This window comes from Clostridium sp. DL1XJH146 (genome assembly GCF_054819755.1).
In genome coordinates, this window is record NZ_JBTVVN010000017.1 from 15717 (window position 1) to 29578 (window position 13862).

Consider the following 13862-nt stretch of genomic DNA (forward strand, 5'->3'; position numbering starts at 1 on the left):
AAAATTATTTTTAACTTATCTATTCTATGGGAAAAGTAACCCAGGTAAGAACATAACGATTTGAGGTATGTATGTTAATAGTAATAATACAATAATACACACTCCAATATATGGAATAATCGCTTTTGCAATTCTTTCAAATGGTACTTTTGATATATTTGAAAGAACATATAATATCATTCCTACTGGAGGTGTTAATAAACCAATCATAAGGTTTACTATCAATATAATTCCAAAATGAACAGGATCAATTCCTAAGTTATTCATAATAGGCATTAACACCGGTGTTAAAATAACAATAGATGGTGTTATATCCATAAATAATCCCATAATAAATAAGAATAAATTTATTAATAATAATATAACGTATTTATTTGAAGAAATACTTAAAAGACTAGTAGCCAGCATCTGAGGTGCTTGAGTTATAGTTAAAAGCCATGAAAATAAAGTTGCAGCTGCAATAATAAATAATACTCCTACAATTACATTTAGTGTTTCTTTTAAGAATATAGGCAATTCTTTCAGCTTCATTTCTTTATAAATGATACTTAAAATAATTCCATAAACCACAGCTACGATTGCAGCTTCAGTTGGTGTAAATACACCAAACATTATGCCCCCAATTATAATCAACGGTGTTAGTAGTGAAAAGAACGCATCTTTTGTAGCAATTACTCTTTCTTTTATTGTAGCTTTCTCTCTTTTTGCATAACCCTTTTTTTTGCAATATATATAATTAAGTACACACATACCAAGGCCAAGCATTACTCCAGGTATAACACCTGCAGCAAATAGTTTTCCTATAGAAGCTCCTGCTGCAACACCAAAAATTACGATTGGAACACTAGGAGGTATGATTGGTCCTATAATTGAAGAAGCCCCTGTAACAGCAAGACTGAAATCTTCATCGTAACCACCATCTTTCATTGCTTGTAATTCAATAGCTCCAAGTCCGCCAGTATCAGCAATGGCTGAACCTGACATACCAGAAAAAATTATACTAGCAAGTACATTTGAATGAGCAAGTCCACCAGTGAAATGTCCAACGAAATGATCTGCAAATGTAAATATCCTTTTTGTAATACCACCTCTATTCATTATATTACCAGCTAAAACAAAAAATCCAACTGCTAATAATGGAAAAGAGTCTACACCAGAGACCATTCTCTGTGCTGCCATTTCCAAATTAATATCATTTATAAGCATAAATATTATAGAACTACCAAACATAGAAAAGCCAATTGGTATTCCTATAATAAGAAAAATAAAAAAGCTACCTAAAAGTACTAACATTGCTCCACTACCTCCTCAAAATTTATCTTCATTATATCTGCTTCCTATTTAGTAATATTTTCATCCTTGAAACAGAATCAGCTATACAATAAAAAATATAAACAACACTACCTATTACTACTGGTATATACACGATACTCATTTTTATCCCCATTGCTGAAGATGCAATGTTATGCTGCATTTCCACAAAATTATAAGCATGTGGGATAAATACTAAAAAACACCCTAGAATAAAAATATTTGATATAATACTTATTACCTGTTGCATTTTTTCACTAAATTTATTGTAAACTATAACCATAGATATATGAGATTCAGCCCTAATGCCATAACCAATACCTAAAAAAGCTATCCATATTTGAATAAATCTTACTAGTTCCTCACTCCACATAAGTGGCGAATCAAAAACAAATCTCATTACAACTTGAAAAAATAATACCAAACCCATAATACCTAAACATGCTATTAATATTGCATCTTCAATTTTATAAAGCTTTTGTGCAAGTTTTTTCATAATTCATCTCCAATCTAAATGGTCAATCATTAAATTATTCTGTTCTGTTTTAGAATATTGTTACTATTCATATACTATTTACAAAATAAAACTTTTACTTTAATAATAGTGTGAAGAGTGAAATAATGAGAAAATCATTCATCAATTCACTCTTCACATTTCATACTATTATAAATTATTCAATTCCTCTTATTTTTTCTAGTAATCCTTCGCCCCAGTCACTTTCGTAATCTTCATATAATGATTGAGTTCCTTCTATAAATGCATCTCTATCTACATCTTCAATAAATGTAACACCATTGCTTGTAATTTCATCCATATATCCTTCTTCTGCTTCAAACATTAAATCACTCATATATTCTGCTGCTTCTGTACCAGCTTCAACTATAACATCTTGATATTCTTGAGGTAATGTAGCCATTGTTTTCTCGCTTACATAAAGACAGTTACCACCAATAATATGAGAAGTATTAATTAAGTATTTTTGTACTTCATAAAATTTATTTGTAGCATAAGCTGCTGGAGTACTTTCAAATCCGTCTAATACACCTTGCTGAAGTGCAAGATAAACTTCAGAGAATGCCATAGGTACTGGTGTTCCTCCCATTGCTTCTATTGCAGCTACAAAGATTGGTTGGTCAGGAGTTCTTATTTTTAATCCATTTAATTCTTCTGGATTAGTTCCTGCAACTTTTGATGTACTTAAATATCTAACCCCAAAATATGTTGGTCCTATTGCTCTAACATCAGTAATCTTAGTCATTTCATCAAACATATCTTGTACTATTGGGTCGTTTAATATTCTCAAATAATGTTCTCCATCGTCAGCAATATATGGAGCATCTAAAATTGAAAGTGGCTTGTACCTTTTGGAAGGTTCACCAAATCCTAAAATTGCAAAATCAACAGATCCTAATGATACCGCATCAAATAAATCTTTTTCATTACCTAATTGTGATGAAGGAAATACATCAATAATAACTTTGCCATCTGTTTTTTCTTTTACTATTTCAGCGAATTTTTCAGCACCTTGTCCATTTGGATGGTCTGCTGTTAGAATATGTCCTAGTTTTAAGTTATATACCGTATCCGAACTAGCCACATTAGTTTCTTCATTTCCATTAACAGCTTCTTGTGAATTTGATCCACACCCAGTTAAAATGAATATACTTACTGCAACACTTAACAAAACCTTTTTTGAAACTTTGAACTTTCCTTTTAACATAATAATTCTCCTTTTTGTTTTAATTTTTTTCTTACTTGTTAGAGATACTTATAGCTTGCTGTGATTATTTGTAAACGATATCTTGAGCAGCTTGCTTACATTCATACAATAGCATAATTATTTTCGCTAGCATATTAACAATTATTATGGTACTATACTAAATTTCTAGATTAGTGTCTTAAATCTTTAAATAGACTATCAATTTTTTCAGTATTGGCCCTTTTAAGAGAAATATTTCAAAAATAAAAAAATCCACTTAACAAGATCTATAAAATAGAACTCATAAAATGGATAAAATACTATTACGTAAGTACCTTAAGAAAAATATAAAATCAACTAAAATTCAGTTATAACTTCTTATATCCTGAAATAAGGCTTTAAGGCTATCATCATTTCCTAATAATTGATTATATAAAGGCTGTATTTTTTCTTTATACTCATCTAATTTAGGATATTCAATATTCACTCCTTCTTTTTCAAGTGTTTTATAAATATTCTCTTCTAAGTTTTCTAGTAATTCAACTTCGTATTCAGCTGTTTCTTTAAGTGCATATATAATAAGATTCTTATTTTCTTCCGAAAGACTCTGAAAAAATTCTTCATTAATCATATACATATCAGCACTCAATGTATGATTAGTGACATAAAGGTACCTCTGATATTTATACCACTGATTATAGTAATTTAATAAAAGTGGGTATTCATAACCATCTATAATTTTTTGTCTAAGTAGCATTTTTGTTTCACTAATATTAGAGATATATGGCTCAAAACCAATTGATTGCAAAATTTCTATGTTTAACTGATCTTGCTGAGTAGCTATTTTTAATTCTTGTCCATCTGAATTTAATCTGAATTTTCTAAGAGTAGATATCTGATTAAATCCATTTAATCCCCACCCTAAATTGCGTATTCCTATATCTAATAACTCTTTTTCAATAACGGGGCTTACTTTATTATTCAATATTTGTTCTGCTTCATTGTAATTTTCAAAAACATATGGAAATTTGATTATGTTAAGCTCATTAATCTCGTCCAATAATGATTGACTCCCTATTCCTATTTCAATAGTACCCTTCTTAACTCCTTCAATATACTCACTTTCTTTTCCAAGTTTATTGTTTGGATACAGTTCAACTTTTATCTTCCAATTACTCTCTTCTTCAATAATTGGAACAAATTTATTCATCAATGCAGTATGCTGAGGATGAGATTCCGGTAAATAGTGCGCAACTTTTAACACAATTAAATCTTTATTATAATCTACTAATTCCTGTTCATCTTCAATATTATTGTCTTTAATTATTTCTAATTTTGAGCTTATGTCTTTTCCTCTATTAAAAAATAAACTAATAAATATAACAATGGCAATACTACTAACTGCGAAAATTATAAAATATAATAGTTTTTTTCTCATAAGGCTATACCTCCTTACTTTCATTCTGTCTATACTGTCCTGGGGTTATACCTTCATACTTTTTAAATATTCTAAAAAAAGATTGTAGACTATTAAAGCCAACTCTAAATCCAATTTCTTTAATAGTATGTTGAGTGTTAACTATCAATTTTTTTGCTTTTTCTATACGTGTTTTGTTTAAATAACTTACAAATGATTCTCCTATATTTTCCTTAAATATTGTACTTACATATGATGGATTCAAATCCACATAGTCAGCTACATCTTTCAAAGATATATCCTTATTAAAATTTTTCTCAATATACTGAAGGACATTTTCAATATTTTTATTTCCTTTTGATTCATTGGTTACATTTATATAGCCCACAATAGATAGGCATATTTCTTTAAACCAATTTTCCAAATCAGAAATTGTTTCTTTTTCTAAAATCTCATCGTATACATTTCGTTTTTTCTCAAATATATCTTCCAAATTTATTCCACTATTAATTACAGATTCAATTATTTGATTAATTATTCTTATAAAATACTCTTTAATATAAATAGTAGATATGTTTCTATTATTAATTATTGACAAAAATAGTTCTTCAATTATAGCTTGAACTTTATCCCTGTTGCCAATTTTAATATTGTTTAATAATAACCTTTCTTTCTCAGAATTATAGTAATATAGTTCTCCTTCATCTTCTTCTATAGTCCCAATATCAATTATTTTATTTTTTCCTTGATATATTTTATATCTCAATGCTTTTAAAGCCTCATTATAGGATAATTTTATATTAAATAGATCTTTATATACCATCCCTATACCAGCTGTAATGGTAAATGGAAAGTATTCTTCTACCATATTTTTTATTTTCCTAGCTAGTTCTACAATATCATTATTGTCATTCACTAATACATTCTCTTCTCCATAATTTATAATGGAAACAAGTCTATTAGATTCTATTTCAATACTTACACCAATATACTTTTCATTGATCAATTTCTCAATAATTTCTATTAATTGAAGCTTAAATAGATTACGTTTTATTTCATCATAATTTGTCACAAATTCATTATAATCATCTATTTGCATTACTATTACAACAAAATTCTCAAAAGTAAAATCAATATTTAAAAATTGGAGTCTACCCTCTATTTCTTGCACATTTAAACCTTTACCTGTTAACAAGTTATTGAATAGTTTTTCTTTAATTATTGGTTTACTATTATTTATAGTATTTTGCATATTCAAATTTTTGTCTAATACAAAATTGTAAGCTTGATCCAAAAAATCATATTCATTTATCGAACTTTGAAATTTACCTTCTAACGTAAATTTTGATTTTTTATCTATTAAATCTATTAGTCTTTTAATAGGAATATATATCTTTTGCGAAATAGAAAAAGCAAAAGCTAGACAAATAAAAATATTTATTATCGTAATAATTCCAATTATCTTAAATAGATAAGATGAATCATTATACAATTCAGATAGAGGTATCATATAAATATAAGTCCATTTATTATATGGCGATTTCACATAGGAGAATAATATTTTCTCGTTATCTACTTCTTCTACAAAATAGTCTTCTTCATTTGTTAATATTTTCTTTATATATTCATAGGATTCTAAATTATAATCTAATTTAGTTTTATCTCCGTAGGAAATAACTCTTCCTTCATTATTGATAACAAGAAATTCTCCCTTGTTATACTCATCCATACCCTTAATAGTTCCATATAATTGATCTTCATTTATATTAATAACCAATGCGCCCACTTTACTCCAAGATGAAAATGGTAAGTTACGTATTAATGTTACGCTGTTTGTCTCTTTTCCAAACTTATCTTCCATAGTTCTCGTATTTATCTGATGTGTTCCTAAAAATGTTGATGAATAACTACTTAACCATTTTTTATCATAAAATTTATACCAGGGGTATACCTCACCACTCGAACTGATAATAGACTCTCCAAATGCAGAATATACATATATAGAATGTATATATTCGTTTGAAATAGCAACATTCCTAATCTTATTTATTACAGAAAGGTTTCGCGAAGTGTTACTGAGGCTAGGGTCAATAACTGAATTTAGCACTTCCTGGTCCATACCTAATTGAGATATCACCTGATCTATTTGCCCGAAAACTAAGTCTATAGACTTGCTAGTTTTCCACAACATATTAATATTTGCTTCCCTTGCTTCTCTTTGAACAATAGTTGTAGCTTGTCTATAAATTGCAATGTTTGCAATTAATAAAGGTACTATGAAAGCAATTAGTATTATTACAAAATTCTTCATTAAAATACTCTTAAATTTAAAATGTAATTTCTTATATGTGAAAAAATCTCTAATTTTCAAAAGTCCACCTACTTTTAGTGATTTTTGCCTTCTGCTAAGTAAATCTCCTAATTTACATCTCTCCCAAATAAGTTTTGCCTTAATTTATTACTTCCATATTCCAAAATAATATATTAACTTTAATTTCAATACTTATTTCAAAGAAAATTATAATCCTAGTTATCATTTCTTCATTTTATCATAAATCCCTCTATAACTATAAACTATTTATTAGTTTATTGCTACTGTGAATTCACATCATTCTATTTCCACCTATCATTAAAAAACTACTCTGGATTCTAACTCCAAAGTAGATTTTAAAATTATTTCAATATATCATCAGCAGGCTTTCCAATGTAATATCCTTGTACTAAATCTATACCAAGCTCTACTAATTTATTGTAAACTTCTTCTGTTTCAACAAATTCAGCCAAAGCCTTCTTTTTATAGCCCTTAGCCATTGCAATCATTGACTTTACTAGATAATAATTTTCTTCATTTTTATCCATGTCTTTAATAAAAGAACCATCAATTTTGACAACACTAGCTGGTATCTGCTTTAAATAAGCAATAGAAGCATAGGCAGTACCAAAATCATCTACTGAAAAGCTATAACCCTTATTTACATAGTGCATAAGTATATCATTAGTTTTACTAATATCATAAAGTTTTTCTGTTTCTGTAATCTCAAAGTCTATCTTATCATGACTTATTGAATATTTATCTACTAATGAAGTAGCTTTCCTTAGGTAACTTCCATCATTTACAGACTTACCAGATACATTAAATGAAAATATCAATTTATCCTCTTTATCATTTTTATTCTTAAACTGTAATGCCTTTTCTAGAACCATAGAATCAACTAAATTAATTATATTATATTTTTCTGCAATTAATATATACGGGTATGGCGCTAAGTAATTATCACCATCTTTTATTCTCATCAAAACTTCATATTTTTCTATCTTACCAGAAGCAACATCAATTATTGGCTGATAGAAAGGAACAATATTACTATTTTCAATAGAATTTCTCAAAAATTTAAGTTTCTTAAGGTCTTGTCTGGATTTTTCTATGAGCTCATCATAGGTTATATCTATTAATCTACTGCTTGCATATTCTTTTTTTATAATAGCTTCTTCTGATTTTATAAGATTTTTAGTAAAATCAATAAGGTTTTCTTTTGAATATTCAACAAGATAAAAGGACATCTCCAATTTGTAAACATCACCATTAAAATCAACTTCAAATTTATCAAATTTTCCAATAGCTTTATTTATGGTGTTTTTAAAATGCTTGATTTCTGGGTGAGCTGGAGAAACTATCAAAATCCCATCTCTTCCTCTTGCTATTCTATAGCTCTTTTTGAACGCTTGTCTTATATTGTACGAATAAATCTCCATGAACTTTTCGTATTCTTCCATTGTTAATTCTGTTTTTACAAAATTATAGTTTTTAATATCTACAAATAATAAAAACTGACTTTTCATAAATGTTTTATTGTACTCTATCATTTTACCAAAGGCACTGAGTTTCATAAATCCTGTATGCATATCAGTATTCTCATTTTTAGCTGTATAATATAAGAGAAATATAATCATTAAAAGATACACTACTACTCCAATCAATAATAATATATACAATGTCTTGTTAATTGCATTTTCTGTTATTGAAGAATCAGCTATACAAAAAACCTTCCAGCCTACTTCTGAAATTGTTGAATAGTATAAATTTATATTTTTATTGTTTTCTTCGTATTTTCTTATTTCTCCTGAGTCTTTATCCTTTATTTTATTCCAACTATAATCCGATCCTCTATCAATATATTTATTTAATACATCCCTAACATCCCTCCCTAAATTTTCATTATTATTATCAATAATAATAATTCCATTTTCTGAAAGAACAGTAAGCTTTGTCTCATTATCTTGTACCATTCCACTATAATATGCATTGAAATCCTCAAGAAAAATATCTGCTGCTAATACTCCAAGCAATTGTCCTTCATTTCTAAGGGTGTAACTTAACGTCATACAAGGCTTTTGTGTATTTATATCCTCATATACATCAGATATTATTACCTCATCAGATTGATTTGCTGCTTTATACCAGTCCCTTTCTCTAAGGTCAGTAGCCATATCAGAAAAAGCAACAAAACCTTTACTACTAATCCCTTCACCAGATTTATCGTCAACAAAATATATTTTAGAGATAAAATTGTCTTCTTCATTTATACTATTGAAAATATACTTTATTTCTTCGATTTTTATATCATTTATTCCTTCGTTGTCCATAACTGAATAATGGGTCTTTAATAAATCAGCTATAAGTTTGATATAATCACAATTTGTATTATACTCTTTTTTAAAATACTCAGCATAACTATTGGATTCAAACTCCAAATCATCGATGGTATGATTAATATAATTTTTACTATAATTACTAAAAACCCCTAGTATACAAACAAATATTAAAACCGCTAAAAAGATAGCTACTATAGCGTTCTTTTTCATCTGTTTGTTAGAAAAAACAGAATTTATAAGCTTTCTAAAATATCGCATTATTCAACCCTAAAACAACAGACCCTATATAGCTCGATTTTTCCTCATCAATCATATCAATAAGCTCTCGTTCATGCCTTTCTTCATCTTCAACAATATTTATCATATATTCAAATTGTTGGTTTACTAATAATATAGTCATCATTTCTTTACTGACTTTTCCACTCAATTAATCCTCTCCTTCATTTATCGATTACCATTAATATCAAAAAAAACACTCCATTTAATTATAGTCAGCTATCTTCTCTCCGTCAATAAAATCCATTGCGATTTTCTGCAAAACAAAACCAGTAGTTTTAACTACTGGAACTTTAATCAACTAATTTATTTATTTCATAATTCTAATGGATGCTAGTACCTGTATTGTTACCACTATCATTAGCCATAAAGCTAGCTTTTCTCTTCCTCCATCTCATATTTGCAAAGATACTTAAAATATCTAACTTATATATCACGACATACAAAACTAAACTTAGTGCCATTCCTGCAAAAACATCCAATATAGAATGTTGCTTAATCATAACAGTAGATAAAATGATTAGAATCATAGATATGAGAGTAATAGCTCTTATTCTTTTAATTTTAGATAATTTTTCGTTGTTCATTACTGCTACATATACTGCAATAGTATCAATTACATGCATACTAGGAGCAGAATTAGTAGGCTTATCTATAGAGTATAATAACTTAATCAAATTTGAAAGAAAATCATTTTCATAAATAGCCGGGCGTAAATTATGTCCATTTGGTAATATTGCATAAATAATAAAACTAATGGTCATTCCTGCAAAAATAAAAAAAGCTAAATTATAAAAATCTTTTTTATTATTTATAGCAAAAAATATGAAAGGAACTACTATAAATGCGTACCAATATACATATGGTACAACCATTATTTTCACAAAAGGTATATAATCATCAATAACTGAATGCATCATATATTTAGGAACTACTGATTTATTGAATATACTGTAGGTTACTAAAATTACAATATAATATGACAATACAAATAAATGCTTATAATCTTGGCTAAAATATTTTATCTTTGTAAACATAACTATCCCCCATTCTAACAATTAATTTTACTACTATAGTAAAATTAATTGTTACAAAAAAGTTAAAACAAAGACCAATCTCATTATAAAAACAATCACCTATAAAATCAAAAGATAAAAAGTATAACATTAAATTGTGTTTAAATGATACAAGAAAGCTAATCATTTATCTTTTGGAACAGGCTTACTTACTATTCTAATTAAACCACCAATTACTATTGCCGATCCAGCTACATAAGAATAAAAACCAGCAGTCTCTGATATTTTTGATATTACTAAGACTCCAATTAATGCAATAATACAACCTATGTAAGGTATCAACATATTTAAATTTACTTTTTTCTTCATTATAAATGCTCCTTGCATATTTATTTTAAATTTTGTAAATATACCCATGTTTAATTATACCAAATATTCAACGAGATTCAATATTTACTTTAATTCTCTCTCAACTTCCTTACCATCCATGTCTATGTAACCTATTTCCTTTTCATTAAAGTGCACAAAAGCCTTTTCATTGACAAAAGGACCTGCACTTTTAAAAATTTTATTAAAAACAGCTTTACCTCTTTTGTTGATATAATACTCTTTATTAGGTACATCACAAACCACTGCAAATCCATAAGAAAATTCATATGCTGCAAAATACTTTTTTTGGAATACATCCTTTCCATTTTTATCAATATAATAGTATTTACCTGAGTAATCCTGAACGCATGCTAATCCATCTCTGAAACGACCTGCCTGTTTAAAAGGTCCATCAATAACTTTTTGACCTTTCTTATTTATATAAAACCAAGTTGTCCTATTTGTTGCTGCATGAGCAAGACCATCTGAAAAAGGTCTTGCATGCCAATATGTAAAAGGAATAACTACATTATAATCTTTGTCAATATATCCATAAACATATTCAGTTTCTGCACCAAACCCATCCTCATCTGAATCATAATGATATATTTCGTAACCTAAAAGATGAAGTCCATCTTTCATTGTATACACAATATATGATTTATTCTCTTTAATATCCCCATCCTTTCCGGGCTTAAACTTATGATATCCATCACAATAGGGATTAAGCCCAATTGCATAACTAGAGTATTTATCGTATCCATCAGTACAAAATTTACTTATATCCGTAAATTCTGCAATTGAATCCCCTACTGCACCATAAATTTCATCATTACTCATCTTTACCACCCCTTGGAAGCTATTATTAGAATAAAAAAATTAATACTACTCCACAATAATTGTATTATAGCTTTCATAAATTTATTCTATTTTCTCTTTAATATATGTTATAATATCTCAAAAGAGGTGTATTAAATTGGATAAATTAAAAATAAGAATCGCATCAATGAACGATTTAGATAGCATCACTAAAATAGAACAGATTTGTTTCCCAATGGCTGAAGGAGCTACAAAAAAAGCACTTAAAGAAAGATTATCTGTTTTCCCTGAAGGTTTTCTTGTTGCTGAATTAAATAATAAAATTATAGGGTTTATTAATGGTGGTATAACTAACGAAACTCATATTCAAGATGAATTTTTTCAAACTATGGACCTGCATATACAAAATGGAGATAATGTTGTGATTTTCGGACTTGATATCCATCCTGAATATCAAAGAAATGGCTACGCAGAAGAACTAATGAATAATTTCATTGAAAATGCAAAAAAAAATAATAGGAAAAGAATATTACTTACCTGTAAGGAGCATTTAATAAAATATTATTCTAAATTTGGTTATATTAATGAAGGTGTTTCTCAATCTGTGCACGGTGGTGCTAAATGGTATGATATGTATCTTGAGTTATCATAATAAAATTCTTGAATTCACAAATAAATAAGCAAAAATAACCCTAGTAAAATTTATAATTAATTCTACTGGGGTTTCTTTATTATTAGCTTATTAACATCTAATTATTTATAGCAATATCTAATTTCTATTTCCATACTCTCTTGGCGATATACCTACTTTCTTTTTAAAAACTCTTGCAAAATGCTCCGCATTATTGTAGCCCACCGCTCTACTTACCTCATATAATTTCATGTTGGTATTTTCTATTAAACTTTTAGCTGCATCTATTCTAACTTTTGTTAGATATTCAACAAATGACATACCACATTCTTTTTTAAATTTTGAGCTAAAATATTTTTCATTTAAGCCTTCGAAGCTTGCAACTTCTCTTAGTGATAAATCCGGATTGGCATAATTATCATCAATATAATGTTTAACAATAGACTGTCTATCACTGTTTATCTTATTCTCGTATTTTTTCTTCAAATAATCCATAATACATCTATCAAAATTGAACATCCACATTAAAACATCAGCGCTAGTAACAAGTGGCTTAAACTTATTGTAAAAGCTAACTTTTCTACCCCATATATTCCATATATTATCACCGTTATTCTCAAGCATCAAAGCTTCAAAATAGATTAAATTTATACATTTCTTTTTTAGCTCATCTACGTTTTCAAACTCTTTTTTATTAAATAAATTTCGCTGACTTTGAAATAATTCCTCATCACTAAATTCCTTAAAACTTTTCAAGAGCTTTTTATAATCTTTTTCTCTAGCTAATGTTCCCTTTAAGTCAAACTCTTTTGACTCATACTCTGTAAATACTTTTTTATCCCCATATACATATCTTAAAGATAAACGTTTAATTGCTTGTTCTATACTTTTTAAAAGTTTTGTGCTAGACTGATGCCAATCGCTAACTCCTATAGATACTTCAATATTCATATAGTTTTTAAGCACATTTATCACTTGCCTACACAGCAATCTAATACTTTCATCCTCTACTTCGTTGGTCTTATAGCATACCAAGAGTCTCGAATATGTGTATTCTATAACATTACATGATTTTGCTACTTTAGGAATCTGCATCAATATTTTTTCTGCAGGCACAAAAAGCTCATTTTTTAAATCTACAAAACGTTTGCGAACAGATTCTAAATCTTCTATTTGTATCATAAGGCAATAATAATTTTCGAATTCGGTCCCAATAATTGCTTTTTTACCTAAAGCATATTCTTCAAAATCATTTTCTTGATTTGAGTTGATTATTAAATTGTTTGCCTTAGATAATTTTTCTTTTATATTAAGCATAAAAGTAGTCAAATACTGATTTGACAATTCTGCTTTTAATATATAATCCTCTATATCTAATTTAAAGGCTTGCCTTACTAAATCAAATTCATCATAGGAACTTAGGGCTATAACCTTAACCTCTTTGTCCTTTTTCCGAACTTCTTTTATAAATTTCAGGCCTCCCATAATTGGCATTTTCATATCTGTAATAATTAAGTGTACTTTATTATTCTCTAAAAATTCCAAGGCAGCTTTTCCATTACTAGCCTGACCAGTAATTTTAAATCCCAGACTCTGCCAATCAACCATAGTTACAATTGCAACTCTATTAATTACATCGTCATCTACCAATAAAATACTATACATTTAAT

12 protein-coding genes are annotated in these 13862 nt (G+C 27.9%); 1 reads left to right on the top strand and 11 read right to left on the bottom strand.

What is annotated here, in order from left to right; all coding sequences use genetic code 11:
* Window positions 1-24: 24 nt before the first annotated feature.
* From ACVHXK_RS09845 to ACVHXK_RS09890, 10 genes are all read right to left on the bottom strand, one after another.
* Window positions 25-1293 (bottom strand): TRAP transporter large permease, encoded by a 1269-nt coding sequence (locus ACVHXK_RS09845; RefSeq protein WP_461206219.1) that lies wholly within the window; start codon window positions 1291-1293, stop codon window positions 25-27.
* Window positions 1294-1324: 31 nt separating this feature from the next.
* Window positions 1325-1807, bottom strand: coding sequence for a TRAP transporter small permease (locus tag ACVHXK_RS09850; RefSeq protein ID WP_461206220.1), 483 nt, complete (start codon window positions 1805-1807; stop codon window positions 1325-1327).
* 175 nt (window positions 1808-1982) lie between these two features.
* A complete protein-coding gene (locus ACVHXK_RS09855) occupies window positions 1983-3032 on the bottom strand; it encodes a TRAP transporter substrate-binding protein (protein WP_461206221.1) in 1050 nt (349 codons plus the stop codon).
* 343 nt (window positions 3033-3375) lie between these two features.
* Complete coding sequence (locus ACVHXK_RS09860) at window positions 3376-4449, bottom strand: TRAP transporter substrate-binding protein (protein ID WP_461206222.1); 1074 nt, start codon at window positions 4447-4449, stop codon at window positions 3376-3378.
* Window positions 4450-4453: 4 nt separating this feature from the next.
* Window positions 4454-6739: a helix-turn-helix domain-containing protein gene (locus ACVHXK_RS09865; protein WP_461206223.1), complete on the bottom strand. Its 2286-nt coding sequence runs from the start codon at window positions 6737-6739 to the stop codon at window positions 4454-4456.
* A gap of 362 nt (window positions 6740-7101) precedes the next feature.
* Window positions 7102-9339 carry an EAL domain-containing protein gene (locus tag ACVHXK_RS09870; RefSeq protein ID WP_461206224.1) on the bottom strand — a complete coding sequence of 746 codons (2238 nt, stop codon included), beginning with the start codon at window positions 9337-9339 and terminating at the stop codon, window positions 7102-7104.
* Window positions 9326-9508 (bottom strand): hypothetical protein, encoded by a 183-nt coding sequence (locus tag ACVHXK_RS09875; RefSeq protein WP_461206225.1) that lies wholly within the window; start codon window positions 9506-9508, stop codon window positions 9326-9328. Before ACVHXK_RS09875 ends, ACVHXK_RS09870 begins: the two co-directional genes overlap by 14 nt.
* Before the next feature lie 172 nt (window positions 9509-9680).
* A complete protein-coding gene (locus tag ACVHXK_RS09880; protein WP_461206226.1) occupies window positions 9681-10394 on the bottom strand; it encodes a phosphatase PAP2 family protein in 714 nt (237 codons plus the stop codon).
* A gap of 162 nt (window positions 10395-10556) precedes the next feature.
* Window positions 10557-10742 (bottom strand): hypothetical protein, encoded by a 186-nt coding sequence (locus ACVHXK_RS09885; protein WP_461206227.1) that lies wholly within the window; start codon window positions 10740-10742, stop codon window positions 10557-10559.
* Between the two features lie 84 nt (window positions 10743-10826).
* Window positions 10827-11582, bottom strand: a complete 756-nt coding sequence (locus ACVHXK_RS09890) for a WG repeat-containing protein (RefSeq protein ID WP_461206228.1) — start codon at window positions 11580-11582, stop codon at window positions 10827-10829.
* 136 nt (window positions 11583-11718) lie between these two features.
* Between ACVHXK_RS09890 and ACVHXK_RS09895 the strand changes: the two genes are divergently transcribed.
* A complete protein-coding gene (locus ACVHXK_RS09895) occupies window positions 11719-12213 on the top strand; it encodes a GNAT family N-acetyltransferase (RefSeq protein ID WP_461206229.1) in 495 nt (164 codons plus the stop codon).
* A 117-nt stretch (window positions 12214-12330) separates the two neighbouring features.
* On the opposite strand, the gene ACVHXK_RS09900 is transcribed toward ACVHXK_RS09895, so the two are convergent.
* Window positions 12331-13857 carry a response regulator transcription factor gene (locus ACVHXK_RS09900; RefSeq protein ID WP_461206230.1) on the bottom strand — a complete coding sequence of 509 codons (1527 nt, stop codon included), beginning with the start codon at window positions 13855-13857 and terminating at the stop codon, window positions 12331-12333.
* Window positions 13858-13862 lie beyond the last annotated feature (5 nt).